Annotated in this window: 26 protein-coding genes; 5 read left to right on the forward strand and 21 right to left on the reverse strand. The window is 62.1% G+C overall.

Annotated elements, in window-relative coordinates; translation table 11 throughout:
• Nucleotides 1–421 precede the first annotated feature (421 nt).
• Complete coding sequence (locus FJW00_RS20415) at nt 422–1,720, reverse strand: NCS2 family permease (RefSeq protein WP_219994855.1); 1,299 nt, start codon at nt 1,718–1,720, stop codon at nt 422–424.
• A gap of 431 nt (nt 1,721–2,151) precedes the next feature.
• Between FJW00_RS20415 and FJW00_RS20420 the strand changes: the two genes are divergently transcribed.
• Nucleotides 2,152–2,895, forward strand: a complete 744-nt coding sequence (locus tag FJW00_RS20420; RefSeq protein ID WP_140925517.1) for a response regulator — start codon at nt 2,152–2,154, stop codon at nt 2,893–2,895.
• A gap of 178 nt (nt 2,896–3,073) precedes the next feature.
• Here FJW00_RS20420 and FJW00_RS20425 read toward each other — a convergent pair whose 3' ends face one another.
• The 4 genes from FJW00_RS20425 to FJW00_RS20440 form a co-directional block, all read right to left on the reverse strand.
• Nucleotides 3,074–3,757 (reverse strand): D-lyxose/D-mannose isomerase, encoded by a 684-nt coding sequence (locus tag FJW00_RS20425; protein ID WP_140925518.1) that lies wholly within the window; start codon nt 3,755–3,757, stop codon nt 3,074–3,076.
• Between the two features lie 230 nt (nt 3,758–3,987).
• The gene (locus tag FJW00_RS20430) at nt 3,988–4,926 is read right to left on the reverse strand and encodes an ABC transporter substrate-binding protein (protein WP_046102116.1); all 939 of its coding nucleotides are present in this window, start codon (nt 4,924–4,926) and stop codon (nt 3,988–3,990) included.
• A gap of 88 nt (nt 4,927–5,014) precedes the next feature.
• Nucleotides 5,015–5,995 carry an ABC transporter permease subunit gene (locus FJW00_RS20435; protein ID WP_009089493.1) on the reverse strand — a complete coding sequence of 327 codons (981 nt, stop codon included), beginning with the start codon at nt 5,993–5,995 and terminating at the stop codon, nt 5,015–5,017.
• A gap of 10 nt (nt 5,996–6,005) precedes the next feature.
• The gene (locus FJW00_RS20440; protein WP_009089491.1) at nt 6,006–7,520 is read right to left on the reverse strand and encodes a sugar ABC transporter ATP-binding protein; all 1,515 of its coding nucleotides are present in this window, start codon (nt 7,518–7,520) and stop codon (nt 6,006–6,008) included.
• A gap of 147 nt (nt 7,521–7,667) precedes the next feature.
• Between FJW00_RS20440 and FJW00_RS20445 the strand changes: the two genes are divergently transcribed.
• Entirely contained in the window at nt 7,668–10,271 is a 2,604-nt protein-coding gene (locus tag FJW00_RS20445; RefSeq protein WP_140925519.1) for an ATP-binding protein, read from the forward strand.
• On the opposite strand, the gene phnE (FJW00_RS20450) is transcribed toward FJW00_RS20445, so the two are convergent.
• The 15 genes from phnE (FJW00_RS20450) to FJW00_RS20520 form a co-directional block, all read right to left on the reverse strand.
• Nucleotides 10,225–11,109, reverse strand: coding sequence for a phosphonate ABC transporter, permease protein PhnE (gene phnE, locus FJW00_RS20450; RefSeq protein WP_140925520.1), 885 nt, complete (start codon nt 11,107–11,109; stop codon nt 10,225–10,227). The two genes, FJW00_RS20445 and phnE (FJW00_RS20450), sit on opposite strands and share 47 nt — an antisense overlap.
• Nucleotides 11,106–11,966 carry a phosphonate ABC transporter, permease protein PhnE gene (gene phnE / locus FJW00_RS20455; RefSeq protein WP_140925521.1) on the reverse strand — a complete coding sequence of 287 codons (861 nt, stop codon included), beginning with the start codon at nt 11,964–11,966 and terminating at the stop codon, nt 11,106–11,108. The genes phnE (FJW00_RS20450) and phnE (FJW00_RS20455) overlap by 4 nt, the downstream gene beginning before the upstream one ends.
• Before the next feature lie 80 nt (nt 11,967–12,046).
• Nucleotides 12,047–12,973, reverse strand: a complete 927-nt coding sequence (phnD, locus tag FJW00_RS20460) for a phosphonate ABC transporter substrate-binding protein (protein ID WP_009089484.1) — start codon at nt 12,971–12,973, stop codon at nt 12,047–12,049.
• A gap of 26 nt (nt 12,974–12,999) precedes the next feature.
• Nucleotides 13,000–13,830 carry a phosphonate ABC transporter ATP-binding protein gene (gene phnC, locus FJW00_RS20465; protein ID WP_009089482.1) on the reverse strand — a complete coding sequence of 277 codons (831 nt, stop codon included), beginning with the start codon at nt 13,828–13,830 and terminating at the stop codon, nt 13,000–13,002.
• A 79-nt stretch (nt 13,831–13,909) separates the two neighbouring features.
• Entirely contained in the window at nt 13,910–14,680 is a 771-nt protein-coding gene (phnP, locus tag FJW00_RS20470) for a phosphonate metabolism protein PhnP (RefSeq protein WP_046102121.1), read from the reverse strand.
• Nucleotides 14,677–15,213, reverse strand: a complete 537-nt coding sequence (gene phnN, locus FJW00_RS20475) for a ribose 1,5-bisphosphokinase (protein WP_140925522.1) — start codon at nt 15,211–15,213, stop codon at nt 14,677–14,679. The genes phnP and phnN overlap by 4 nt, the downstream gene beginning before the upstream one ends.
• Nucleotides 15,213–16,349: an alpha-D-ribose 1-methylphosphonate 5-triphosphate diphosphatase gene (gene phnM, locus FJW00_RS20480; protein ID WP_009089476.1), complete on the reverse strand. Its 1,137-nt coding sequence runs from the start codon at nt 16,347–16,349 to the stop codon at nt 15,213–15,215. The genes phnN and phnM overlap by 1 nt, the downstream gene beginning before the upstream one ends.
• Entirely contained in the window at nt 16,346–17,059 is a 714-nt protein-coding gene (phnL, locus tag FJW00_RS20485; RefSeq protein WP_111208191.1) for a phosphonate C-P lyase system protein PhnL, read from the reverse strand. The genes phnM and phnL overlap by 4 nt, the downstream gene beginning before the upstream one ends.
• Nucleotides 17,060–17,821: a phosphonate C-P lyase system protein PhnK gene (gene phnK, locus FJW00_RS20490; RefSeq protein ID WP_140925523.1), complete on the reverse strand. Its 762-nt coding sequence runs from the start codon at nt 17,819–17,821 to the stop codon at nt 17,060–17,062.
• A complete protein-coding gene (locus FJW00_RS20495) occupies nt 17,811–18,659 on the reverse strand; it encodes an alpha-D-ribose 1-methylphosphonate 5-phosphate C-P-lyase PhnJ (RefSeq protein ID WP_009089470.1) in 849 nt (282 codons plus the stop codon). The genes phnK and FJW00_RS20495 overlap by 11 nt, the downstream gene beginning before the upstream one ends.
• Nucleotides 18,652–19,728, reverse strand: coding sequence for a carbon-phosphorus lyase complex subunit (locus tag FJW00_RS20500; protein ID WP_140925524.1), 1,077 nt, complete (start codon nt 19,726–19,728; stop codon nt 18,652–18,654). Before FJW00_RS20500 ends, FJW00_RS20495 begins: the two co-directional genes overlap by 8 nt.
• Complete coding sequence (gene phnH / locus FJW00_RS20505) at nt 19,728–20,303, reverse strand: phosphonate C-P lyase system protein PhnH (protein WP_009089466.1); 576 nt, start codon at nt 20,301–20,303, stop codon at nt 19,728–19,730. The genes FJW00_RS20500 and phnH overlap by 1 nt, the downstream gene beginning before the upstream one ends.
• Nucleotides 20,303–20,749: a phosphonate C-P lyase system protein PhnG gene (gene phnG, locus FJW00_RS20510; protein ID WP_140925525.1), complete on the reverse strand. Its 447-nt coding sequence runs from the start codon at nt 20,747–20,749 to the stop codon at nt 20,303–20,305. The genes phnH and phnG overlap by 1 nt, the downstream gene beginning before the upstream one ends.
• Nucleotides 20,749–21,462 (reverse strand): phosphonate metabolism transcriptional regulator PhnF, encoded by a 714-nt coding sequence (gene phnF / locus FJW00_RS20515; RefSeq protein WP_140925587.1) that lies wholly within the window; start codon nt 21,460–21,462, stop codon nt 20,749–20,751. The genes phnG and phnF overlap by 1 nt, the downstream gene beginning before the upstream one ends.
• Before the next feature lie 133 nt (nt 21,463–21,595).
• A complete protein-coding gene (locus FJW00_RS20520) occupies nt 21,596–22,300 on the reverse strand; it encodes an SDR family oxidoreductase (RefSeq protein WP_140925526.1) in 705 nt (234 codons plus the stop codon).
• A 102-nt stretch (nt 22,301–22,402) separates the two neighbouring features.
• Here FJW00_RS20520 and FJW00_RS20525 point away from each other — a divergent pair, with 102 nt between their 5' ends.
• The 3 genes from FJW00_RS20525 to FJW00_RS20535 all read left to right on the forward strand — a co-directional run bounded on the left by FJW00_RS20525 (nt 22,403) and on the right by FJW00_RS20535 (nt 24,695).
• Nucleotides 22,403–23,278, forward strand: coding sequence for a LysR substrate-binding domain-containing protein (locus FJW00_RS20525; protein WP_140925527.1), 876 nt, complete (start codon nt 22,403–22,405; stop codon nt 23,276–23,278).
• Nucleotides 23,279–23,448: 170 nt separating this feature from the next.
• Nucleotides 23,449–24,264, forward strand: a complete 816-nt coding sequence (locus FJW00_RS20530) for a hypothetical protein (protein ID WP_140925528.1) — start codon at nt 23,449–23,451, stop codon at nt 24,262–24,264.
• Between the two features lie 122 nt (nt 24,265–24,386).
• A complete protein-coding gene (locus tag FJW00_RS20535) occupies nt 24,387–24,695 on the forward strand; it encodes a chorismate mutase (protein WP_140925529.1) in 309 nt (102 codons plus the stop codon).
• A 125-nt stretch (nt 24,696–24,820) separates the two neighbouring features.
• Here the strand turns inward: FJW00_RS20535 and FJW00_RS20540 are convergent, their stop codons facing one another.
• Nucleotides 24,821–25,111 carry a Bor family protein gene (locus tag FJW00_RS20540; protein WP_009089453.1) on the reverse strand — a complete coding sequence of 97 codons (291 nt, stop codon included), beginning with the start codon at nt 25,109–25,111 and terminating at the stop codon, nt 24,821–24,823.
• Nucleotides 25,112–25,186 lie beyond the last annotated feature (75 nt).

The following is a 25,186-nucleotide window of genomic DNA, read 5'->3' on the forward strand; positions in this document are numbered from 1 at the left end:
GTGGGAGAGGCATCCGGCGCGCTGAGGAGCAACCGGAGGCCAGGATGAGCCGACAGGACGTCGGCGAGAGGACGGCACGAGCCAGGGATGGCGAGTCCGGACGGTCCGTCGGCCGCAGGGCGTGACGAAGGCACCCCGCAGCGCGGGGCGCAAAGGCTGCCGGACGCCGGGATTGTTAAGGGGCGGGCGTCCGCCCCTTGACGCGTCCGCCTGCACGGGCGAACTGAAACTCCCTCACGCCTGGCGGGCGAAACCCTCTCAGAGCCACCCCGCCGCCAGGTAATAACTCCCACAGCCTGGCAGGCGAAACCCTCTCAGAGCCACCCCGCCGCCGGGTAATAACTCCCTCTCTGCCGACAGGCGAACCCCTCTCAGAGCCAGCCCACCGCCAGGTGAAACGTCCCCGGCCGCCAGGCCACCATCAGGCGCTCAGCCAGCCCAGCTTAATCACAAACAGAATCGACAGGATAATCAGCGCGGCATTGACCTCTCTGGCGCGACCGCTCAGCAGCTTCACCAGCGTCCAGGTGATAAATCCAAAGGCGATACCGTTGGCGATGGAATAGGTCAGTGGCATGGTCAGCGCGGTAACCGTCACCGGGGCAGCAGTCGTGATATCTTTCCAGTCAATATCCGCCAGACTGGATGTCATCAGCACAGCCACAAACAGCAGCGCGGGCGCGGTGGCATAGACCGGGACGCTGGAGGCCAGCGGCGAGAAGAAGAGCGCCAGCAGGAACAGCACGGCGACCACGATCGCCGTCAGGCCCGTGCGGCCACCCGCACTCACGCCCGCCGCCGACTCCACATAGCTGGTGGTGGTTGAGGTGCCCAGCAGCGAACCAAACAGCGCAGCCGCACTGTCAGCAATCAGCGCACGGCCCATCTTCGGCACGTTACCCTGCTCATCCGCCAGACCGGCGCGTTTGGTGACGCCCAGCAGGGTGCCGGTGTTATCAAACACATCCACAAACAGGAAGGCAAAAATCACGCTGACCAGGCCGACGTTAAACGCGCCAGCAATATCCAGCTGCATAAAGGTCGGTGCGATCGATGGTGGTGCAGAGAAGACCCCGGCAAACGGCGACAGGCCGATGCCCATAGAGATAAAGGTTACCAGCAGAATACCGATCAGCACGGCACCGGTCACCCGACGCGCTTCCAGCACCACAATCACCACAAAGCCAAGCATCGCCAGCAGCGGACCCGGTTTTGTCAGATCGCCAAGGCCCACCAGCGTCGCCGGGTTATCGACCACAATGCCTGCGCCTTCCAGCGCAATGATCGCCAGAAACAGGCCAATACCGGCACCAATCCCCGCGCGCAGCGGCAGCGGAATACTGGCAATAATCCACTCACGGATTTTAAACAGCGACATCGCAAAGAAAATCACTGCCGAGAGAAACACCGCACCCAGCGCAATCTGCCAGGTGTAGCCCATGTGCAGTACGACGGTATAGGTAAAGAAGGCGTTCAGCCCCATGCCCGGTGCCAGTGCAATCGGGTAGTTAGCGATCAGCCCCATCAGCGCACAGCCAATCGCCGCCGCCAGACAGGTCGCGACAAAAACGGCGCCCTTATCCATGCCGGTCGCGCCCAGGATGCTCGGGTTAACAAACAGAATATAGGCCATCGCCAGGAAGGTGGTGATCCCGGCGATAATCTCGGTACGGACCGTCGTGTTATGCGCTTTGAGTTTGAATAGTTTTTCTAACATCATCATCTCTCGATACAGGAGACCGCACCGGTGTGGGTCTCGCTTGCCAAAGGGGGTTGCATGCTGATTATTCTGTTTTCGGGACGCGGATACCGGCCGCTGCATACTGACCTGCCGGAATCGTCTGAAATCCCTGACTGACCCACTGCCCAAAGCAATTGCCATGCCACTTACCGACGCAATCGATTACCTGGCAGAGCCGGATGCGCCTCAGAGAATTCCGAACCAAAACGAGGCGCGATTATGGTGCAATGCACCGAGGATGCGCAATCGTTTTCCTGCCTCCCTGTGTCACCCCCGCAAAACTCTGCGCCAGCGCACGCTTCCGCATACTGACGGGCGAGGCGTGTCACGTTTCAGCACGCTGCCTCAGCGCACTTTTCTGGCCTGTGTAGACTCCTGAATTAACTCTTTCGTAACATTGAGGCCGCGCCATGAAGCCAGCGATTTTGGTGGTGGATGATGATCCTGCTGTCTGCGACGTCCTGCAGGATGCGTTAGGTGAACATCAGTTAAAGGTCTACTGCTGTCATCAGGGAAAAGAGGCGCTGTTGATGCTCAGCATGCACCCGGAGATCACGCTGGTGATGCTGGATATGATGCTGCCCGACACCAACGGACTGCTGGTGCTGCAACAGTTGCAGCGTCAGCGCCCCGAGGTGCTGGTGATCATGCTGACCGGTATGGGTTCCGAAGCGGAGATGGTGGTCGGCCTGGAGATGGGTGCCGATGATTACATTGCCAAACCTTTTAATCCGCGCGTGGTGGTGGCGCGCACCCGGGCGGCCCTGCGGCGCGGCGCACGTCCTGTCCAGAGCGAAGCGGAACCGGCGGGCTGGCGATTCGGCGGCTGGCAGCTGGACGACAGTCGCTGCCAGCTGTTCAATCCGCAGCGCGAGCTGGTGCCGCTGACCCAGGGCGAGTTCAGCCTGCTGCGGGCGCTGGTGCGTCACGCCCGCAAGGTGCTGACCCGCGATCAGCTGCTGGAGCTGACCCACAGCGAAAGTCTGGATGTGTTTGACCGCACCATCGACGTGCTGATCATGCGCCTGCGCCGCAAAATCGAAATCAACCCGCATCAGCCCGATCTGATCCGCACCATTCGCGGGCTGGGCTATGTCTTTTCGGCTGACGTAATGAAACCTGAAACCGCCCCGCGCACCAGCCAGATCGCCTGAGTCGCGCTGCGTCCTGGCAATGTCGCCGCCGTGGCGGCGGATGTGGGCGATGAAAGTCTGACGCAGTTTACCCGCGAGTACGCACGGCGGTCTGGTGAACCGCCCGCGCGCAGCATAAGAACGATGAGGCAGCCCGCTCCCGGCGATCACGCGCAGCGATGATCAGCGTCCGGAAGGGTCAGGTAAAGCCGCGGGCGTAGTCATTACAGAGCAGCCAGTGCGGCGCTTCATCCTCCTCAAGCGGATTGAAGCGGGCGAGTGGCGTCAGGAACACGTTGTCGTTTTCGTCATCATTGGGCATCGACACCTCGCCTACCAGCACGTCGCCAAAACCCGGTTCGCCCCAGAAGCTGTGCCAGAGGCCCGCCTCGAGCGTCACGCTTTCACCCGGCGAAAGCCGTAGCTGCGAACCCGCAGCGTGGGTCTGGCGCAGACCATCCAGCGACACCGTGACCGGCGAGTCAGCCAGTGCCGCGCCGTCGCGGTTATGCAGTTCGACAATCAGATTCCCGCCGCCGCGATTGATGATGTCTTCCATCTTGCGCGGATGATAGTGCATCGGCGTCAGCTGCCCGTCGCGCACGTGCAGGATCTTCTCCGCATAGGGTTTGTGCCACGGCTGTCCGCCGGGCGAACCGTTGCGCAGCGTAAACAGCGTCAGCCCGGTCTGCAGAAAGTCGTCCGCGCCAAAACTGGTCAGATCCCAGCCCAGCCGCAGTGCCAGAATCTCCGCCATCGCCTCAGACGACTGCGCCCGCCACTGACCTGACCCGAAATCGGCCCACGGCGGCAGATGCACATCCTGCTGGCGGAAAAATTCGCGCGTCTGCTGCAGGTAGTGATTGACCTCTGAACGTTGCATGGTGGCCTCCTGAGGGTGCTGACAAAGTCTGCCCCGGTTAGCTGCAGGACAGAGCCTGCGCAGGAAACACGGTCAGATCGGAAAGTCGTTTAAACCATCCCTGGCCACTCGGCCCGCGCCGTCCCTGGCGCGGGACGCTTTCCTCCTCTGCCCGTGTTCCCTGCGCGATAAAGTTATGCGTTGCTGGCAGATTCAGTCTGAAGCGGCACCCGGAGGCGCCGCCCTGCGCCTTATTTCACCGTCCAGCCCTGATAGCTGCCGATGTTGTCACGATCGATTAGCTTCACCGGGATCAGCACCGGCTTTTCGGGTGCCGGTTTGCCCTGCAGAATGTCGTAGCCAATTTCCACCGCCTTCGCCGCCATCACCTGCGGGTCCTGCGCCGGGGTTGCGACAAACAGGGAATTTTTGCGCTTCAGCGCCTCTTCACCATCCGGCGATCCATCGACGCCGACGATAAAGAACTCACTGCGCTGCGCCTGTTTCGCGGCTAAATCCGCGCCGATGGCGGTGGGATCGTTAATGGCAAACACCGCATCGATTTTGGGGTTAGCGGAGAGCAGACCGGTCATCACCTCCAGTCCCCCTTCGCGACTGCCTTTGGCATTCTGGTTGTAAGAGAGCAGCTTGATGTCGGGATGGGTTTTCAGTTCGTTCATGCAGCCTTCAACACGGTTCTGCACCGCAGACACCGGCGGGCCGTTGATGATCACCACGTTGCCTTTCGCTTTCAGCCGGTCAGAGATATATTTGCAGGCCATCGCGCCCGCCTGGGTGTTATCGGAGGTAATGGTCGCATTCGCTCCATCGGCCGCCACGTCGACCGCCACCACCACGATACCGGCATCACGCGCCCGCTTCACCGCCGGGGCAATGCCTTTCGAGTCGGCGGCATTCAGGATAATCATGTCCACTTTTGCCGCAATAAAGTTATCGATCTGCCCCACCTGCTGGCCGAGATCGTAGCCGCTGGAGACCAGCGTCACGTTGACCTTGTCCCCCGCCAGCTCACGCGCCTTCATCTCCGCCCCTTTGGTGATCTGCACGAAGAAGGGGTTAGCCAGATCGCCGACCGTGACGCCGATGGATTTGAGTTCTTTTGCCTGAGCCAGCCCGGCGCTGAACAGCGTTGCCGCCAGCAGCCCGGTTACAATCGGATTAAAACGCATAGACCTTCTCCTGCTGTTATCAGAGTGCCAACCGCTTAATGGCGTTTTTACAGAGACGGCGGCGACATCGCGCCTCCGCCTTTCAGCCTTAACTCACATGATGACGGGTACGGTATTTGTCGATCAGGACGGCGATGATGATCACCGCGCCCTTGATCACCAGCTGCCAGAAGTAGGAGACGCCCATCAGCGTCATGCCGTTATTGAGCGTGGCGATAATCAGCGCGCCAATCAGGGTGCCGGTAATGGTGCCGATGCCCCCGACGAAGCTGGTGCCGCCCAGGATCACCGCGGCAATCGCATCCAGCTCATAGCCGACGCCGAGGTTGCCGTTGGCGCTGTAAAGACGGGAGGCGCTCATCAGACCGCCCAGCCCCGAGAGCAGGCCGCTCATGCCGTAGACAAACAGCAGTACCCCGCCCACCTTGATGCCGGTGAGTCGTGCCGCCTGAATGTTACCGCCGACCGCATAGATATGGACGCCCAGCGTGGTGCGCCGCAGGATAAACCAGCAGAGGGCGATCACCGCGAAGGCAATCACAATCAGCCACGGCACCGGGCCGAGGTAGCCGTTGCCAATCCACTCAAAATTGATGTCGGAGTTGATGACCGTGGTGCCATCCGCCAGCAGGTAGGCCGCACCGCGCAGGGCGGTATAGGTGCCGAGGGTGACGATAAAGGGCGGCAGTCCGGCCCAGGCGACCAGCACGCCGTTGAACAGCCCCATCACCAGACCCGCGCCCAGCGCCATCGGAATGGTCATGGAAGCGAGCATAGGGTCGAGCGAGGCCACCAGCGCCACCACCGCCGTGGTGCCGAGCATCGACCCCACCGACAGGTCGATGCCGCCGGTGAGAATGACAAAGGTCATCCCCGCCGCCAGGACGATATTGATCGACGCCTGACGGGTAATGTTCAGCAGGTTCGCTTCGGTAAAGAAGTTGGGGGTAACGAAGCCAAAAACCGCCACGATGAGGATCAGAATCGGCAGGATCCCTACCGTCTGCAGCAGATCGCCCATCAGGGCGCGTTTCAGCGTGGGCGCGGGGGTGCGGGCCAGTTGTGTCATGGTGATCTCCTCAGATTCCGCCTGCTGCTGCGCTGTGCGCACCGGTTGCCAGCGTCATAATATTTTCCTGACTGATGTGGCTGCCCTCCAGCTCACCGACGATGGTGCCTTCGTGCATCACGTAAACGCGGTCGCTCATCCCGACCACTTCCGGCAGTTCGCTGGAGATCATCAGAATCGCCACGCCCTGCCGCGCCATCTCCTGCATCATGCGGTAGATCTCGCTTTTGGCCCCGACGTCGACGCCGCGCGTCGGTTCATCCAGGATCAGGATGCGCGGGCCAATCGCCACCCAGCGTGAGATCAGCAGCTTCTGCTGATTCCCCCCGGAGAGGCCGCCCGCCCGGACCTGCGCATGCGGCACCCGGATATTCAGGGAGGCGATCGCCTCGCTGGCGATGGTCTGCCCTTTGCGGCGATTGAGCATGCCGTAACTGGCATCCCGCTCCAGCGTCGCCATCACGATGTTCTCCTGCGCCGCCATCTCCAGAAACAGCCCCTGCTCTTTGCGGTTCTCGGTGAGGAAACCGATGCCGCGCGCAATCGCATCGCGCGGTGAGAGGATGGTGACCTTCTCGCCGTCGATCCAGATCTCGCCCTCCTTCGGCTTGTGAACGCCGAAGATCAGCTGCGCCAGCTCGCTGCGGCCTGCACCGACCAGCCCCGCCAGCGCCACGATCTCACCGGCGCGCACCGCCAGGCTGCTGGGGTGCACTTTGCCGCCGTCGGTCAGGTGATTCACCGCCAGCCGGATATCACCCAGCGGAATCGACCGGTCTTTATTAAAGAGATCGCTCAGCGGCCGTCCGACCATCATCCGCACCAGTTCACTGGCGTTGAGTTGATCGCGCGTCAGGCTGCCGACATACTCGCCGTCGCGCAGCACGCTAACGCGATCCGACAGTTCATACACCTCCGCCATGCGGTGGCTGATGTAGATAATCGCCATCCCCTCGCTGCGCAGCCGTTTGATCAGCGCGAAGAGCTGTTCGGTTTCGCGGTTCGAGAGCGCGGCGGTCGGCTCATCCATCACGAGGATGCGGCTGTTACGCTGCAGCGCCCGGGCGATCTCCACCTGCTGCTGCTCGGCAATGCTGAGGCGGCTGACCACATCCCAGGCACTGAACTGCGCGCCGAGCCGGTCAATCACCCGCTGCGCCTCCTCCGCCATCTGCCGCCGCTTCACCAGCCCGCCGGGAGCGATTTCGCTGCCGAGAAAAATGTTTTCCGCCACCGTCAGGTTGGGGGCCAGGTTAATCTCCTGGTAAATCAGGGTGATCCCGGCGGCCAGCGCCGCTTTCGGCCCTTTCAGCGCCCGCGGTTCGCCTTCGATCAGAATTTCTCCGCCGCTGGCGCTGTAGGCCCCGGCCAGAATCTTCATCAGGGTGCTTTTACCCGCGCCGTTCTCCCCCATCAGCGCATGAACCTCGCCGGGCCAGACCGTGAGATCCACCCCCTTCAGGGCGTAAAAGTTGCCGAAGCGCCGGGTAATGCCGCGCATTTCCAGTATCGGTGTGGCTGTCATCGCCTCGCTCCTGCGGACTGTGGATAGCCGTCAGTTAAGCAACGCCAGATAAACGGAAAATGTCAGCGGCCATTCATATTTGTCATATTCACCCGGCTGCCCGCTCCTATACTCGGCCCATCGTTGCCGTGATAAAGAGGGCGTGAGATGCAGCGCACCTATCCGTGGCAGGCTGGCGCGCGGGGCCGCCTGTTGATGTTCAACCTGCTGGTGGTCGCCGTCACGCTGATGGTCAGCGTGGTGGCGATCGTCGGTTTTCGCCATGCCGGTTCGATTCAGGAGCAGGCACAGGCGCAGACGCTGGCGGACATGAACGGCAGTCTGGCGCTGGCGCGTGACACCGCCAATGTGGCGACGGCAGCCGTGCGGCTGTCGCAGGTAGTGGGCGCGCTGGAGTATCAGAGCGAATCACAGCGGCTTCAGCAGAATCAGCAGGCGCTGCAGCAGTCGCTGAGCCTGCTCGCCAGCGCCCCGCTGGCCGCGCGTCAGCCGGAGCGCATCGCCCGTATCCGCGCCCGCAGCCTGGAGCTGGAGCAGACGATTAACCGCCTGCTGCTCACCGGCCATCAGCGCCACCTGCAGCGCAATAACATGCTGAGTGACCTGTGGCAGTCGCAGATTCTGCTCGGCCACATCAGTCAGCGGCTGCGGCGGGAACCGCAGCGCCCGCCGGATAGCGGACTGCGCGAGCAGACTGAGCGGCTGCTCAGCATCGCCATCCGCACGCCGTCGCCGATTGCGGTGATTGAGCAACTGCAGCAGGTGATGACGCAGTGGCGCAGCGTGCCGCTGACGGGCACCACCGGCGAGAACATTGCGCGACTGCTGGCGACCCAGCAGCGCCTGCTGCCGCTGGCGGAGGCGCTGGAACAGAGCGATCTGGCGATCGCCTACGCCACCTACCGGATTAAGGCGCTGGTGGCGATGCTGAATGAGGATATCAGTGCCTCGGTACAGCAGGTGGCGTTGCAGAGCGAAGCGCGAACCCTGGCGACCCACCGCGAGCTGGACTCCATCATCGGCTTTATCGCCCTTTTCGTGCTGCTGGCGCTGGCGATCACCGGCTATGCCGGGATCTACATCTACCGTAATCTCGGGTCGAGCCTGACGGCGATTGCTGCCGCCATGACGCGGCTGGCACAGGGGGAGCAGAACGTCAGCGTGCCGGGGTTGCAGCGCCGCGACGAACTGGGCGAACTGGCGCGGGCCTTCAACGTCTTTGCCCGCAATACCGCCTCGCTGGCGCACACCTCACGCCTGCTGAAAGAGAAGAGCAGCCAGCTGGAGTCCACCTTTCTGGCGATGCGCGACGGCTTTGCCCTGTTTGACCATCAGGGTCAGCTGGTGGTGTGGAACGCGCAGTATGCCGAACTGCTCGGCATCGCGCCGCGGGAGCTTCATCGCGGCGTCCACTATCAGCAGCTGCTGGCTCCGCTGGCGGGAGATCTGCACGATCCCGGCGAACCGCAGGAGATCCGGCTGGCCGATGGCCGGACGCTGGAGCTGCGCTTCAGCCCGATCCCCCGGCGCGGCATGGTGAACACCGTTCTTGATCGCACCTCGCGCAAAACGCTGGAGGAGGCTCTGCAGCACAGCCAGAAGATGAAGGCGGTGGGCCAGCTGACCGGCGGCCTGGCGCACGACTTCAACAATCTGCTGGCGGTGATTATCGGCAGCCTGGCGCTGACCGAAGGGCAGCTGATGCCCGGCCCGCTCGCCAGCCGGATTGAGCGGGCGCGCCAGGCTGCCGACCGCGCCGCCCAGCTGACCCAGCGGCTGCTGGCCTTTTCACGTAAGCAGGCGCTGTTTCCGCGCGCGGTGTCGGTGGTCACGCTGGTGGACAACCTGCAGGGATTATTACAGCACTCGCTGCTGCCCGGACAGCAGCTGATTATCGATGCGCAGCGTCCCGGCTGGCCCGCGTGGATCGATGCCGGTCAGCTGGAGAATGCGCTGATGAACCTGGTGGTCAACGCCCGCGATGCGATGCAGCAGCAAAGCGGCGAAATCCGGCTGCGCATCTGGAATCAGCGGCGGATCGAGGGGAGTGAAAAACGTGACCGGGTCACAATTGAGGTGATCGACACGGGCTGCGGCATGTCGGCGGAGGTGCGTGAACAGGTTTTCGAGCCCTTTTTTACCACTAAGGCCACCGGCAGCGGCAGCGGGCTGGGCCTGTCAATGGTCTACGGTTTTGTACGGCAGTCGGGCGGTCAGATCGAGCTGGAAACCGCGCCGGGCCAGGGCACCACGGTGCGCCTTCTGCTGCCGCGCGCGCAGGAGGCGGTCGCCGCAGCGGTCGCGCCGCCTCCCCCGCAAGCCCTGCCGGCGGTGGCCAGCAACCGGCTGGTGCTGGTGCTGGATGATGAACCGGCGGTGCGGCAGACCCTGTGCGAACATCTGCACCAGCTGGGCTATCTGACGCTGGAGTGTGGCGACGGCGAAGCGGCGCTGGCGCTGCTGCGCCAGACACCCGATATAGACCTGCTGATCAGCGACCTGATGCTGCCCGGCGAGATCAACGGGGCGGAGGTGGTGCGTCAGGCACAACAGAACTGGCCGCATCTCGCCACGCTGTTAATCAGCGGTCAGGATCTGCGCCACCAGCCGGTCACGCTGCCGCTGTGTGAGCGGCTGGGCAAACCCTGGCAGCAGGCGCAGCTGGTGCAGGCGTTACAGCGCGCCTGGCAGCGCAGCGAACGGCTTAATCGCGCGCAGCAGGCTGCCACAGCGGCACCGGCTTCCCGATGATATAGCGTTTGCGCAGGCGACTGGAGATGATATCCATGACCATCACCACCCCGACCAGTATCAGCGTCAGGAACATCACCACATCCCAGTTCCAGAGCCGCATATTCTCGGCGTAGACCAGGCCCACCCCGCCCGCGCCGACAAAGCCGAGCACCGCCGCAGAGCGGGTGTTGGACTCGATCTGATAGAGGCTCAGCGCCAGAAACTGCGGAAAGGATTGAGTGAAAATGCCGAAACGGTGTTTCTGCAGGCTGTTAGCGCCCACCGCCCCCAGCCCGCGGCCCGGTGAACGTTCGACCGCCTCATGCCCTTCGGCGTAGAGTTTGCCGAGCAGGCCGACATCCTGCAGGATAATTGCCAGCACCCCGGCCAGCGGCCCCATGCCCACCGCACGAACGAAAATCAGCCCCCAGATCGCCATGTCAATGCCGCGCAGTAGGTCGAACAGTCGCCGCATCAGAAACGCCAGCGGCTTCGCGGCGCGATCGTGCATCACGTTGCGCGCAGCCAGGAACGACAGCGGCAGCGCAATCAGCGAGGCGGTCAGCGTACCGGCAAACACGATCCCCAGGGTGATCCCGACCTGCGACAGATAGTAGCTGAAGGGCCAGTTCATAAAGTCATGCCAGACAAACATCCGCAGAAAGTAGCGCCCCAGCTGCTGGCAGCCCGCCAGCAGGCGCGATCCCTCCAGCCCGAACACCGAAAAGAAATAGAGATAGTAGAGCAGGAGTGCCAGCGCCATCAGTGCCAGACGACGCAGATAGCGCGGCTGCGCGGCAAACAGCTCGCGATGCTGCTGCTTCAGCTGCGCGATGGCGGGAACGGAACGAATCATGCGCGCTCTCCTGTGACACGACGACGCAGCTGACCGGACAGCGTATCCAGCAGCGACACCACAATCAGAATCAGCAGCAGGGTGATGCTGACCTGGTCGTAGCGGTCGAGTTTGATGTTGGTCATCAGCTCCTGGCCGATGCCGCCCGCCCCCACCAGCCCGAGGATGGTGGAGGATCGGAAGTTAATCTCCAGCCGCATAAAGCTGTAGGAGAGAAAGGCGGGTTTCACCTGCGGCCAGAAGGCAAAGCGCATCCGCTGCAGTTTACTGGCTCCGCAGGCGGCCAGGCCGCGCACCGGCTTATCTGACGCGGACTCAATCGCCTCATAAAAGAGCTTGGTCAGGCTGCCCACCGTGTGCAGCGCCAGCGCCAGGAAGCCGGGTATCGCCCCGATACCAAACGCCATGACAAACATCACCGCCCACGCCAGTTCCGGCATGGTGCGCAGAAAGGCGACAAAGGCGCGAATCGCCATCCGCACGCTGACCGGCGTCTGCGTATTGTCGGCGGCGAAAAAGGCGAGCACCGCCGCCAGCCCCACCGCCAGCAGCGTCGCCGCCAGTGCCAGCTGCAGGGTTTCCCAGATCAGCGGCAGCTGGATCGGCAGACGGTAGCCCCAGTAGGCCAGCGAGCCTTCTGTTTTGCCGTAGGCAAACAGCAGCGGCAGATGCAGCACCGGCAGGATCTCATGCAGGTAGTCAAAGAAGTGCGGCAGCGACTGCCAGACGGTGAGCAGATTAAATTCTGCCACCCTGCCCGCCGCCAGATAGAGCGTGACCAGCAGCAGTGACCAGATAAGCGTGTCGCGTTTTTGCTGACGGCGGATGCGCTGGTAATAGTGTTCGAAGTCGGTCAAGGGGGATCTCCGGCGTGAAAGCAGCGGGACGCTGGCCGCGTCCCGCTCTCCCCGCAAGGCGGGGAAGTCAGGAAGAATCGTCAGCCGCGGCTGCCTTTCATCAGGTCGCGCTTCATATCGATAATGCTCTGATAGTCGGCAACGGTGGCCGGGCCGATATGCTGCTTGCCGCCCACCGCTTTCACGAAGCAGTCGTGATCGTCTTTATCCAGCTTTTTAATCGCCGCCACCACTTTCGCTTTGAAGTCGGCAGGCAGTTTGTTGCTGACCAGCACCGGACCGTTGGGGATCAGCGGCGACTGCCAGATGATGCGGATCTGCTTCATCAGGTCGGGGTGATCCATGCGGATCAGGCGGCCAAACGCGCCCGAGGTATAGCCGCTGTTATAGTCCCCCACCAGCGAGGTCCAGGTGACCGCGCCGTCAAACTGGTTGTTCAGCACGCCCAGAATGTCCTGCTCATGGCCGCCGGAGAAGGTGACGCTGGAGAAGGTGTTGTTATATTTGTCATCCACCGAGCCGCCGAACATCTTCTTAAACGCCTGATTCGGCATCAGGAAGCCGGAGGTCGAGTCCGGATCGGCCATGCCGAACGATTTCCCCTTCAGGTCTTCCAGCTTTTTGTAGGGGCTGTCCGCTTTGACGATCACCACTGAGTGGTAGCCGCGGGAGTTGTCTTTGTCATCCACCACGATGCCGACCACCTCCACCGCTTTCGGGTCCTGCAGGTAGACCGAAGCGAAAGAGGCGGGTGACATGCTCAGCACCATATCGATTTTGCCGCCCAGCAGTCCCTGAATCACGCCCGAATAGTCAGAGGCGTTGCGCATCTGAGTATCCACACCCAGCTCTTTATCAAAGAAGGTCTTCACGCACTGATTATCACCAATCTGCTGGGTGGCGTTCTGACCGCCCAGAATCCCCAGATTCAGCTGTTTTGGCGCATCCGCTGCGCTGACACCCGACGCCATAACGCCGATCAGTAGTGCTAAAGAAGTCAGTTTCATTCGGAGTTGTTCTCTTGCTGTGGAAGTTAATGGATCTGGTTAAGTTCATCGCCGTACAGCTGTTGCAGCAGGCTGTCAGTCAGTCGGGAAGGATGACCGTCAAACAGCACCACGCCGCGCTGGATGCCTATCACCCGGGTGCAGTAGCGTTTCACCAGCTCAATGGAGTGCAGGTTGACCATCACGCTGATGCCCTGCTCGCTGACCTGCCGCAGCACATCCATGATGCGCGTCGTGTTTTTCGGATCGAGTGACGCCACCGGCTCATCGGCCAGCAGGATTCGGGGGTTCTGCATGAGCGCCCGGCAGATCGCCACCCGCTGCATCTGTCCGCCGGAGAGATTCTCTGCCCGCTGCAGCGCCTGCGGCAGCATGTTCATCCACTGCAGCAGTTCGATAGCGTGCGCCCGGTCGTGGTCGGAGAAGATTTTAAAAAAGGATTTCAGCGTGCTGGTCTGGCTCAGGCGGCCCAGCAGCACATTGGTCAGCACGTCGAGGCGCGGCACCAGGCAGAAATCCTGAAAGATCATGCCGCACTGGCTGCGCCATTCCCGCATCTGGCGGCTGTTGAGGGTGACCACGTTACGCTCGGCTTCCCCTTTATGCAGGCTGATAATCGCCCCCGCCGTCGCGCTGATGGTGCCGTTAAGCATATGCAGCAGCGTCGATTTCCCGGCGCCGGAGCGGCCGATCACCGCCACCAGCTCACCGGCATGGAGATCGAAACTGACCCGATCCAGCACCGGCGTGTCACCGTAGGTTTTGCTCAATCCCTGCACCGACAACACTTTTTGTCCGCTGAAACTGACCGGGGGCCGATCGTGGTCGACCACCGTTTTCAGAAGTGCCTGTGCCATGCTGTTCTCCGTCATCTCTGATTGCGTTCTGCCGGTTATTAAGGCGTGGCACGATGAAAGCGGGATGACAGTCAGATGATCAAACTGTGACAGGCCAGGGCGCGCCGCACAGCAGCGTCTGGCCATCACGCGCAGCCTGCACCCCCTCCGGCAGCGGATTTTCCGCCAGCCAGTTATCCATCTCATGACTGAGATGGGTCAGCCAGCTCTGGCGCGGCCGCAGCAGCGCCACAATGGCCAGGGCCTGGGTGACATCGTTGTGGTTGCGCGGTCTGGCAGACGGCGGGTCGTTGCAGTCGATCACCAGCTGATCCAGCGGCTGACCGCGCAGAAAGTCGGCGGTGTCGGGGGGCAGCCCGCAGGTGTCACACAGCCAGGCGAGCCGGTGACCGTGCCAGTCGAACAGATAGCCGTGCGTCAGCTTTGAGTGCTGAAGCGGCAGCGGCGTCACCTGTAACTCGCCAAAGGCGTGTGCCACAAACGGGGTTAAGGCGGGACGAAAGTCGAGCAGGCCGGGATGTTTATAGAGATCGTCACAGCCGCGCGGGTCGGGCGGCCCCCAGACCGGAATCGGTGCCCCCCGCCCCCAGCGCAGCGCAAACAGTCCCTGCACATGGTCCATGTGGTAGTGGGTGAGCAGAATACGCGTCAGCGATCCGGGCGGAAAGCGCGACGCCAGCAGTGGCAGGCCGGCATCCAGCAGGATGCGCTCGCGCCCGGTCTCAATCAGCGCACTGCAGGGCGCACGGGCGTAATCGCTATGGCGCTGCGCCCGCTGGCAGGCACGGCAGTCGCAGCCCGGCAGCGGCGCGGCGGTCACCCCACCGGTGCCGAGAAAAGTGAGTTTCATTGCGCCGTCTCCACTATCTGACGCAGCTGCCGGACGGTCTCTGCCAGCGCGCCATCGTTGTTAAGGATCAGGCAGCCATCGGGCTGCGGCTGGGCGGCACGCGCCAGTCGCCGGGCGATTGCCGCCTCATCTTCCCGTCCGCGCAGGCGCAGGCGCGCCGCCAGCACCGCTGGCGTGACCTGCAGGCAGACCGGCAGCAGCTGCGGACCGAAGCGGGCCTGCGCCTGCGCCAGATGCAGCCGCGAGCCGTTGACCACCACGTTCTGTCCGCGCAGCAGCCACTGCTCTGTCTCACAGCCAATGCCATAGCTGAAACCGTGCGCCTGCCAGCTCACCGCGAACAGCCCCAGCGCCGCGCGGCGGGCGAACTCCGCCTCGCTCAGCGCCACGTGGTTTTCACCGCCCGCATCCGCTGCGCGGGTGATATAGCGATGGGCGATCAGCAGGCGCGGCGGCGGTGCCGCCCGCAGCGCATCCAGCAGGCTATCCTTGCCTGAGCCCGAGGGACCGGTGAGCCAGATCAGCCGCGCCATCAGTAGACCTGCCGGCCTTTGCTCCAGACGTGGCGCACATGCGGGTAGCCATGTGCGGTGTGCGCCAGCACCAGATCGGCGCGACACCCTTCGGCGATTACCCCGCGATCCTCAAGCCCCAGCGCGCGGGCCGGATTGCAGGTGACCAGCGCAATCGCCTGCGCCGTGCCGAGCGTGTTGCGCTCATCCTCAGCCAGCCGGAACGCCGCATCCAGCAGGCTGGCCGGGTAGTAATCGGAGGAGAGAATGTTCAGCAGGCCGTGAGAGGCCAGCTCCCAGGCGGCGACGTTGCCGGAGTGCGAGCCGCCGCGCACGATGTTGGGCGCCCCCATCAGCACCTGCATATTGCGATAGCGCGAGGCGCGTGCCGCCTCCAGGGTGGTGGGAAATTCGGCGATGCGGCTGCCCGCCGCATGGGACTCCTCCACATGCGCGGCGGTGGCATCATCGTGGCTGGCAATGGCGATGCCATGTTCCCGGCAGAGTCCGGCGATCGCCTGACGATTGGGCTGCGACCAGGCCGCCGCCAGCGTGAGCTGCTCGTGCTCAAACTGATCCATCTCCGCGTCATTCAGCTGGTATTTGCCCTGATAATATTCGCGATATTTTGTCAGCGACGCATACTGCCGCTGCCCCGGCGAATGATCCATCAGCGAGACCAGCGCCAGTTCCGGCGTGCCCATCAGCGCCTCAAACAGCGGCGCGGTGGTCGGGTGCGGCAGTTCACAGCGCAGATGCAGCAGATGCTCGGCGCGGTTCAGCCCTTTACGATTGCTGTCGCGGATGGCGTCGATCATCCTGCTGAGATTCTCCAGACGGTGACCGCCGTCGCGCACATCGCCGACGCCAATGGCGTCCAGCACCGTGGTAATGCCGCTGGAGACCATCAGCGCATCGTGGCTGCTCATCGCCGAATGCGCAGGCCAGTCCACTTTGGGGCGCGGGGTGAAAAACTTGTCGAGGTTGTCGGTGTGCAGCTCCACCAGCCCCGGCAGCAGCCAGGCCCCCTCGCCGTCCAGCGCGCCCGGCTGCTGGCTGCGGGTTTCGCTGAAGCTGCTGATACGCTCATCGCGGAACTCCAGCGACCCGCTGATGACCTCATTTTCCAGCACCAGTCTGACATTGTTGATGATCATGCCTGCGCTCCTGTCTCAATGGGGTGCATCAGATGCAGCCGATCGGCCACCTGCTCGCGCACCGCCCGATCGTGAAAAATGCCAACAATGGCGGCACCCCGGGCGCGCGCCTCTTCAATCAGACTCACCACCGCCGCGCTGTTGACGCTGTCGAGGGAGGCGGTGGGTTCATCCAGCAGCAGCACCGGATAGTCAGCGATAAAGCCGCGCGCAATGTTCACCCGCTGCTGCTCTCCGCCGGAGAAGGTGGACGGTGCCAGCGACCAGAGGCGCTGCGGCACGTTGAGCCGGCTCAGCAGGTCGGCGGCGCGCGCTTCGCAGAACCGGCGGTCGACGCCGCGCTCCAGCAGTGGCTGCATCACAATCTCCAGCGTCGGCACGCGCGGGATGACCCGCAGAAACTGACTCACCCAGCCCAGCGTGTCGCGGCGCAGCGCGATAATCTGCCGCGCCGGGGCCTGCGCCATATCGACCCATTCCCCCTGGTGCGCGACCCGGATATAGCCGCTGTCGGGCTGATAGTTACCGTAGAGCGTGCGCAGCAGGGTCGATTTGCCGCTGCCCGAGTGACCGTGCAGCACCACGCATTCGCCCTCGCCCACCGTCAGGCTGGCGTTGTGCAGCACCGGCAGCGCCGCGCCGTTCTGGTTGTGCAGCACAAAGGTTTTACACAGGTTTCCGACCTGCAGACGCGGATTGATAGTCGTCATTTAATTGAGCACCGAAGAGACCAGCAGTTGTGTGTAAGGATGATGGGGATCGTCAAGCACCCGGTCGGTCAGACCGCTCTCCACCACCCGCCCCTGTTTCATCACCAGCAGACGATGTGCCAGCAGGCGCGCCACGCCGAGATCGTGGGTGACGATCACCACCGCCAGGTTCAGCTCCCGCACCAGGGTGCGCAGCAGATCCAGCAGGCGTGCCTGCACCGAGACATCCAGCCCGCCGGTCGGCTCATCCATAAACAGCAGCTGTGGCTGCGTCACCAGGTTGCGGGCGATCTGCAGACGCTGCTGCATGCCGCCGGAAAAGGTGGTGGGCAAATCGTCGATGCGGCCGGGGTCAATCTCCACCGCCTGCAGCCAGCGGCTCGCCGTTGCGCGGATGTCGCCATAGTGCCGCGCGCCGGTCGCCATCAGCCGTTCGCCGATGTTGCCGCCCGCGCTGACCTGCGGACGCAGTCCGTCCATCGGATGCTGATGCACCACGCCCCACTCGGTGCGCAGCAGGTGACGGCGCTCGCTTTCACTCATCTGCCAGAGGTTGCGCCCCTGATAGAGAAGCGAGCCCTGCTGCGGTGCGAGGCGTGCCGAGAGGCTGTGCAGGAGCGTGGTTTTACCGGAGCCGGACTCGCCAACGATGCCCAGCACCTCGCCGGGATAGAGATCAAAGCTGACCTGCTCAAACCCTTTGCCCGGCGCATAAAGATGGGTGAGCTGGCTGACCGCAAGCAGCGGCTGTTCACTGTGCATGTTGCTGTTCCTGCTGCTGGTGGCAAAAGTCGGTGTCGGAGCAGACAAACATCCGCGTGCCCTGATCGTCCATCACCACCTCATCGAGATAGCTGTGGCGCGAGCCACACAGCGCGCAGGGTTCATCCCACTGCTGCACGGTAAACGGGTGATCGTCGAAGTCGAGGCTCTCGACGCGGGTGTAAGGCGGCAGCGCGTAGATGCGCTTTTCACGTCCGGCACCAAACAGCTGCAGCGCGGGCATCATGTCCATTTTCGGGTTGTCGAATTTGGGGATGGGTGACGGGTCCATCACGTAGCGGCCGTTGACCCTGACCGGATAAGCATAAGTCGTGGCGATATGGCCATAGCGGGCGATATCTTCATAGAGTTTCACCTGCATGATGCCGTACTCCTCCAGCGCATGCAGGAGGCGGGTTTCGGTTTCACGCGGTTCGATAAAACGCAGCGGCTCCGGGATCGGCACCTGGAAAATCAGGATCTGATCCTCCTCCAGCGGCGTTTCCGGGATGCGGTGACGCGTCTGGATCAGCGTGGCATCGCTGGTGCGTTCGGTGGTGGCCGCACCGCTGACCCGCTGAAAGAAGTGGCGGATCGACACCGCATTGGTGGTGTCATCAGCCCCCTGGTCGATCACCTTAAGCACATCCTGATCGCCAATCACACTGGCGGTGATCTGGATGCCGCCGGTGCCCCAGCCGTAAGGCATCGGCATCTCGCGCCCGGCAAACGGCACCTGATAGCCGGGGATCGCCACCGCTTTCAGGATAGCGCGACGAATAGTGCGTTTGGTCTGCTCATCGAGATAACCGTTGTTGTAACCCGTGAGTTCAGCCATGTTTTCGCTCCTGATAGTCATCCTGCAGCTGTTTGAGCAGCGCCAGCTCCGCCTGAAAATCGACGTAGTGCGGCAGCTTGAGATGGGAGACGAAGCCTGCCGCTTCCACGTTGTCGGCGTGCGACAACACAAACTCCTCATCCTGCGCCGGGCTGGTGACGCGCTCCTGCTGTTCGCGGCTTTGCAGCGCCCGGTCCACCAGCGCCATCGCCATCGCCTTGCGTTCCGCCCGGCCAAACACCAGCCCGTAACCCCGGGTAAAGTGCGGCGCGGCGTCTTCGCGGTGGGCCACGCCGTTGACCATCTCACACTCGGTCAGCAGCACTTCCCCAATCTCCAGTTCAAAGCCCAGCTCTTCGGGACAGATGCTGACGCTGACATAGCCGGTGCGGATCTCCCCGGCAAACGGGTGGGTGCGCCCATAGCCCCGCTGCGTCGAGTAGCCAAGCGCCAGCAGAAAGCCTTCGTCGCCGCGCACCAGCTGTTGCAGCCGTGCCGCGCGCGAGGCGGGAAACGCCATCGGTTCGCGGGTGATATCGGTCGGCTCACTGCCGTCATCCTCCTCCGCAGCCGCCAGCCCTTCGCGGCTCATCATGCTGAACATGTGCGGGCAGCTTTCCGCGACCGGCCGATCATCCCGCGGCGCGGCAGGCGTTTCGCCATTGGCCAGCAGCGTGAAGTCGAGCAGACGGTGGCTGTAATCACAGGTCGGGCCGAGCACCTGGCCGCCCGGCAGATCTTTATAGACCGCCGAAATGCGGCGTTCGATACGCATCGTCCCGGTCGCCAGCGGGCGACTCTCCGCCAGCCGTGGCAGCGTGGTGCGAAAGGCGCGCAGCAGAAAAATTGCTTCGACCAGGTCGCCGCTGGCCTGCTTAATCGCCAGCGCCGCCAGTTCCGGATCGTAAATCCCCCCTTCGGTCATCACCCGATCCACCGCCAGACCCAGCTGCTGCGCCACCTGATCGCAGCCGAGTTCAGCCACGGCCCGATCGCCACGCCGCAGATCGGCCTGCAGCTGGTGGGCATGCGTAATCGCTTTTTCGCCCCCTTTTACCGCGACATACATCAACACACCTCCACAACGGTGGTACGCGGCACGGCCATGATCGCTTCGCCGCAGGTGAAGATGAGATCCACCCCCTGCGGAAACGGATGCGGCCGGGTGCGCAGATAGTCCAGCACGCTCTCCGGCAGCTGCGGCGCAATGGCGCGGGTTTCGCGCAGGCCGGGGCCGGAGAGTCGCAGCGTCAGACCGCCATTCAGCGAGGGCACTTCGATAATCAGCGTGGTGCTTTTTTCCGGTGACAGGTTATCCCCCGCCGCAAACGCCGTCGGGTCGGGCTGCGCCGCCGCATGGCTCAGGGCAAAAGGCGCATCCTGCCGGGTGGTGATCGGCGCGCCGGTATGGAAGCGCAGATTGTTGCGCAGCTGTTCGTTGTCGATTTTCGCATCCAGCCAGACCGGACTCTCCTGATCGACCAGCGTCAGCAGCAGCGCCGTGGCTGCCGGAGAGAGCGCACCCCAGCCCTGCTGCAGCGGCAGCGAGACCATCACGCCCGGCTCACTCATCGCCTTCAGGATGCGGCGAAAGGCGCGCTGCGCGTCCGCAACAGGGTGGTTGAAACTTGCCAGTAAAGTCATCAGTTATCTCCGCGAACCAGCGTAAAGAAATCCACTTTGCTGCTGGCGATTTCGCGCGCGCGCAGCTGTCGCTGCTCTTCACGCCACGCCGCCAGCGGGGTAATAATCTTCTCTTCCAGCAGCGGCCGGGTTTCCGGCTGCTGCAACAGTGCATCCAGCAGGGCGCAGCGCTCAGCGTGCGCCTTGTCGCGTCCTAACAGGTAGCTGTATCCCAGGGTGCCGTCGCTCAGCTGCACCACGGCGCGGGTCACCGTGGCATCACCCATCACAAAGCGTTTCCCGGTGGCCCCCGTTCGCGCCTGCAGCCGCGTCATGCCGATTTCGGCCGGGCGGATCAGGGTAAACTCGGGGTGAAGATTCAGCGCCTGCCAGTGCGCTTCAAGCCGCGCGGCGTTGCTGTGTGCCAGCACCGACAGCCAGCGCTGGCGATCCGTTTGCTGTTCCATCAGTGCTCCAGAGTCAGTTCGATCATGTCACCGCGGGTCAGGCTGACGGAGTATTCTGCCAGCGCACCATCTGCGGTTTTGTTCAGGGTCCGCACGCAGAGCAGCGGCGCATGGAGTGCGATATCGAGCTGACGGCACTCCTTCGCCTGCGCCCGGCGGGTGCTGATGCGGGTCTGGGTGCGCACCAGCTGCTTGCCGGTGTGCTCCACCAGAAAGTCGTGCAGCGAGCCGCTGTTAAAGCGCTGAAGCTGCGGCCACCAGCTGAGGTCGGCAAGGAAGTGGTTAATCAGGCAGAGCGGCACGCCGTTGGCGCGGCGCAGGGTACGCAGATGAATGACGTTATCGCCCTCTTTCACGCCCAGCGCACTGGCCACGTCACTGCTGGCCGGACGCAGCACCGCCAGCAGCCGTTCGCTGGTCGGGTGACTTCCCTGCTCCAGCAGGTTCTGACTGAAGCGCGCCTGGGAATGCAGCGGATAGTCATACGGGCGCATCAGCACCAGGATGCCCACGCCGTGACGGCGTTGCAGCAGCCCTTTCTGCACCAGCTCATCGACGGCCCGGCGCAGCGTGTGGCGATTCACTTCGTAGTGGTCGGCCAGCTGCTGTTCGGAAGGCAGATAGTCGCCGCAGCGGTAACGCTCTTTCAGCGCCTGCTCCAGCTGCGCGGCAACAGCCTGGTAGACAGTGGTCGGATGTCTGGATAACTCCATCACGATGAAATCCTCACGGGTTACGGAGTGGGAACGCAGTGAAAAATCACTGCGGGATGGCGTTACCTTGACGGCTTCAGATGACAGCAGCGTGACGGCGGGGTGAAGGTGCGGTGAACGTGGGAATGGGGTGTCAGACGCTGCGGGTCAGTCCCCCATCAATCCGGATATTCTGCCCGGTGATGTAGGCGGCACCTTCGGACAGCAGAAAGGCGATCGTGGCGGCCACCTCTTCAGCCTTGCCGTAGCGTTTCATCGGCACGCTCTGGCGGCGTTCGTCGGTGGCGGGCAGCGAGTCAATCCAGCCGGGCAGCACGTTGTTCATCCGGACGTTGTCCGCGGCATAGCGGTCGGCAAAGAGTCTGGTGAAGCTGGCGAGACCGGCGCGAAACACGGCGGAGGTCGGGAACATCTCTGTCGGCTCAAAGGTCCACGCCGAAGAGATATTGACGATGGCCCCGCCACCCTGAGCTGCCATGATCGGTGCCACCAGACGCGCCATGCGCACGGCGCTGAGGAAATAGACCTCCATGCCTGTCTGCCACGCGTCATCCGTGAGGTCGGGAATGTCGGCTCGTGGGCCATGACCCGCCGAGTTGACCAGGCCGTCAATCCGTCCCCACCGCTGCATGACCTGGTCTACCAGCTGCTGCACATCCGCCTGTGACTGATTGGAACCCGTCACACCGATCCCCCCCAGCTGCCGCGCCAGCGCCTCGCCCTTACCGGAAGAGGATAAGATTGCGACGCGGTATCCCTCATCCGCCAGCCTGCGCGCGGCGGCTGCGCCCATGCCCGATCCGCCAGCCGTAATGATGGCGACTTTTTCTGCGGTCATCTTTTGCTCCTTTTGCTGTGAAAAACACATCTTCGCAGGAAAGCGGTGTATTATCGCGCGATAAATAAACCTCTGAGCATGTAAAAAAACTACAGGATAACTATGCCACTCTCACGTCGCGGTCTGCCCTCACTGAATGCCCTGCGGGCGTTTGAAGCCGCTGGCCGGAAGCTGAGTTTCCGTGCGGCGGCGGAGGAGCTGGGCGTCACGCAGGGGGCGGTTGCGCAGCAGATTCGCGCACTGGAGGATCATCTGGGCATCCGCCTGTTTAACCGGCTTGCGCGCGGGCTTTCACTGACGCCGCAGGGGGCGGCCTGGCTTGCTGACGTGACGCGCGCGTTTGATATGCTGGTCGAATCAACGGACCGATTGCTGGCGCGCCCGGATGTGGTGACGATCAGCGTGACGCCGACCGTCGCCGCCAGACTGCTGATCCCCCGGCTGGGCCAGCTTCAGGCAGACCTTCCTGACATTGAGTTGCGCACCGTCGCCACCGAGGCCCTGTCCGATTTTTCCCGTGATCAGGTAGATATCGCGGTGCGGCTGTCACGAACCGCCCTGCCCGCGACTCTGGAGAGCGCGCTGCTGTTTCGTCAGCATCTGATCGCCGTTGCCAGCCCACGTCTGCTGGAGGGGCTCAGCCTGCCGCTGAGCGCCCGTCAGATCGCGTCGCTTCCGCTATTGCATGACGCGCATGACGGCTGGCCGCACTTCCTGCAGCAGGACGGAAAGCTGCCCGGCGCCCGCTTTAACCAGACCACCCTTGCACTGGATGCCGCGATGGCCGGACAGGGCGTGGCGCTGACGAGCCGGGCTTTTGTGCAGGCCGATATCAAAGCGGGTCGGCTGGTCGTGGTGGCTGACGCGGGCGATAGCGCAGGTGACTATTATCTGGTGCGCAAACGTACGGATCTGCCTGGCAGGGCTGCGCAGGCGGTGTGGGAATGGTGCCTGGATCATCTCGGCGAATGTCCCTGAACCGCGCATCGCCACTTAAACGCGTTAACCTTCTGATTATCCGTTGATCTCAGATAATCACTGACTGAACAGATGAAGTCTGCTTCCCTTTTCTGTCCGTTAAGCGTCAAGTTTTCTTATGAACACCCGATATTATTATCAGGCTTCTTTCACACAACATGGAGAGAGTAATGATTAGCTCAATCGATAACGGGTTCAAAGAGAGTGACGTTTTCAGCAAGCAGGAGAATATGCCCAAAACTATTCCGCTTGCCCGGGAGACGGTAAACAGGCTGATTGCAGATGCCCCTTCTTCGACCACACAGCTCAGCAAGGAGGCAATAGATAAAAACCTGAAAGAAGTGATTCAGATACGCAACAGCACTATCGAAAAAAACAGCAGCACGACGAACGGCATTACCAACGATATTGATACCTATTTTTCCGCTTTACAGTCCCACTCCTCTCTTTCTAAAACCGATATGTCCGGACTGATTTCCGATGCCCTGCACTCCTATACCGGCTCCGGTAACTCCACAACCCTTTCAATGGATCTGGCCGTCACCCAGGGCATGTTAAATAAACTGGTTGAGCGATTTGTTCCTGCGGATCAGCAGGCTGAGAGTTACCGTGAAGTGGAAAAGTTTGTGTCAGATAAGGCCTCTGCGCAGGATGCTGTCCTGCAGGATCTGACCCAGCGCTCACTGGATATCGCCCGCCAGTACGGCGACACGGCAGGCGTCACGCAGTTTGAGCAACAGCTGGATAGCATCAGTCACGGTGAGCATGCGACGCAGAAAGAACGGGATGCCATGCTCAGCATCACTGACACCACAGCGAGCAGCGCCGGCTGGTTATCCGCCTTCACGCAGCTGGTGCACAACAGCGGTGATAATGACTTTTTCAAACGCATCAGCTATGACCATATTTCACAGCTGGCAACCCGCATCGAGCAGTTCAATAACAAGGCAAACCATTTTGACGCGGGCTTCTCGCTGACGCAATAACGTGGCCTGAGCCGGGTAATGAGGGGTAAGCCTGACAGGCTTACCTTTTCCCGTTGCCGCTGGTTTTCAGCCGACACATGCTGTATCTTTGCGAACTATCGTACTAGTTCACAGGTACAGAAATGATGTTCGCCACACTTGAAGAGGTCAGAAAAGAGATTGATCGGATCGATGTTCAGCTCGTGAGCATGATTGCTCAGCGTGCTGAATGTGTGAAAGCTGCGGCAACGTTCAAAGCCGATCACGCCGCAGTACGCGCGCCAGACCGGGTGCAGCAGGTCATTGATAAAGTCTGCCGACTCGCGGCGGAGAAAGGACTTCCTGAGGTCATTATTGCGAAGGTGTACAGGAGCATGATTGAGGCGTTCATAGAGTATGAACTTGCGCACCATGCGCAGATCGGCGACAACCCACCTGACCCGGTGAATTAATCTCTTTGTGCGTGCGTGTCATTACCGGGACAGAGGCTGTCTGATGGGGCGAACATGGCGACAGCTATCAGCGATCATTTAATGAAAGGCGCAGAATGAGGCCGGCGAACCGGCCTCAGGCATGATCAGATGGCGCAATAAACGCGCGCTTCACGTGGCGTGTAGATACCAAACGTCACCACGCTCAGTAAGCCATTAACAAAGGTCTGCTGCACTTCAACCCGACTGACTTTTTCCTGGCCGCCGCAGACCTGCGCCGCATCAATGCTCTTACGCTGACCGATACCTGAAACAAAGAACGGCTGGCTGGTGGTTTTCGTCGCCGCGCCAACCTGATTCTGTTTCATTACGAAAGTCTGCTGCGCACAGCCGGTTAAACTCAGAGCCAACAGCGCCGCAACACAAAGCTTGTTCATAAATATCCTTATCGTTTGAAATGTACAAATAAATGCTGAGTGAAATCATCACTCAGCCAGCCATCAGGTTATCGA

Source organism: Pantoea anthophila, from assembly GCF_006494375.1.
In the GTDB taxonomy this organism is placed as follows: Bacteria; Pseudomonadota; Gammaproteobacteria; order Enterobacterales; family Enterobacteriaceae; genus Pantoea; species Pantoea anthophila.

Bases quoted from the DNA above. Each gene is read 5' to 3' on its own strand.
- phnG (WP_140925525.1), bottom strand. From the start codon at position 20,749: ATGGAACAGCAAACGGATCGCCAGCGCTGGCTGTCGGTGCTGGCACAC.
- FJW00_RS20425 (WP_140925518.1), bottom strand. From the start codon at position 3,757: ATGCAACGTTCAGAGGTCAATCACTACCTGCAGCAGACGCGCGAATTT.
- phnH (WP_009089466.1), bottom strand. From the start codon at position 20,303: ATGACTTTACTGGCAAGTTTCAACCACCCTGTTGCGGACGCGCAGCGC.
- FJW00_RS20525 (WP_140925527.1), top strand. From the start codon at position 22,403: ATGCCACTCTCACGTCGCGGTCTGCCCTCACTGAATGCCCTGCGGGCG.
- phnP (WP_046102121.1), bottom strand. From the start codon at position 14,680: ATGAAACTCACTTTTCTCGGCACCGGTGGGGTGACCGCCGCGCCGCTG.
- FJW00_RS20415 (WP_219994855.1), bottom strand. From the start codon at position 1,720: ATGATGTTAGAAAAACTATTCAAACTCAAAGCGCATAACACGACGGTC.
- FJW00_RS20530 (WP_140925528.1), top strand. From the start codon at position 23,449: ATGATTAGCTCAATCGATAACGGGTTCAAAGAGAGTGACGTTTTCAGC.
- FJW00_RS20535 (WP_140925529.1), top strand. From the start codon at position 24,387: ATGATGTTCGCCACACTTGAAGAGGTCAGAAAAGAGATTGATCGGATC.
- FJW00_RS20500 (WP_140925524.1), bottom strand. From the start codon at position 19,728: ATGTATGTCGCGGTAAAAGGGGGCGAAAAAGCGATTACGCATGCCCAC.
- FJW00_RS20445 (WP_140925519.1), top strand. From the start codon at position 7,668: ATGCAGCGCACCTATCCGTGGCAGGCTGGCGCGCGGGGCCGCCTGTTG.
- phnK (WP_140925523.1), bottom strand. From the start codon at position 17,821: ATGCACAGTGAACAGCCGCTGCTTGCGGTCAGCCAGCTCACCCATCTT.
- FJW00_RS20440 (WP_009089491.1), bottom strand. From the start codon at position 7,520: ATGACAGCCACACCGATACTGGAAATGCGCGGCATTACCCGGCGCTTC.
- phnF (WP_140925587.1), bottom strand. From the start codon at position 21,462: ATGGAGTTATCCAGACATCCGACCACTGTCTACCAGGCTGTTGCCGCG.
- phnD (WP_009089484.1), bottom strand. From the start codon at position 12,973: ATGAAACTGACTTCTTTAGCACTACTGATCGGCGTTATGGCGTCGGGT.
- FJW00_RS20430 (WP_046102116.1), bottom strand. From the start codon at position 4,926: ATGCGTTTTAATCCGATTGTAACCGGGCTGCTGGCGGCAACGCTGTTC.
- FJW00_RS20540 (WP_009089453.1), bottom strand. From the start codon at position 25,111: ATGAACAAGCTTTGTGTTGCGGCGCTGTTGGCTCTGAGTTTAACCGGC.
- FJW00_RS20495 (WP_009089470.1), bottom strand. From the start codon at position 18,659: ATGGCTGAACTCACGGGTTACAACAACGGTTATCTCGATGAGCAGACC.
- phnC (WP_009089482.1), bottom strand. From the start codon at position 13,830: ATGGCACAGGCACTTCTGAAAACGGTGGTCGACCACGATCGGCCCCCG.
- phnN (WP_140925522.1), bottom strand. From the start codon at position 15,213: ATGGCGCGGCTGATCTGGCTCACCGGTCCCTCGGGCTCAGGCAAGGAT.
- FJW00_RS20520 (WP_140925526.1), bottom strand. From the start codon at position 22,300: ATGACCGCAGAAAAAGTCGCCATCATTACGGCTGGCGGATCGGGCATG.
- phnM (WP_009089476.1), bottom strand. From the start codon at position 16,349: ATGATCATCAACAATGTCAGACTGGTGCTGGAAAATGAGGTCATCAGC.
- phnL (WP_111208191.1), bottom strand. From the start codon at position 17,059: ATGACGACTATCAATCCGCGTCTGCAGGTCGGAAACCTGTGTAAAACC.
- FJW00_RS20420 (WP_140925517.1), top strand. From the start codon at position 2,152: ATGAAGCCAGCGATTTTGGTGGTGGATGATGATCCTGCTGTCTGCGAC.
- phnE (WP_140925520.1), bottom strand. From the start codon at position 11,109: ATGATTCGTTCCGTTCCCGCCATCGCGCAGCTGAAGCAGCAGCATCGC.
- FJW00_RS20435 (WP_009089493.1), bottom strand. From the start codon at position 5,995: ATGACACAACTGGCCCGCACCCCCGCGCCCACGCTGAAACGCGCCCTG.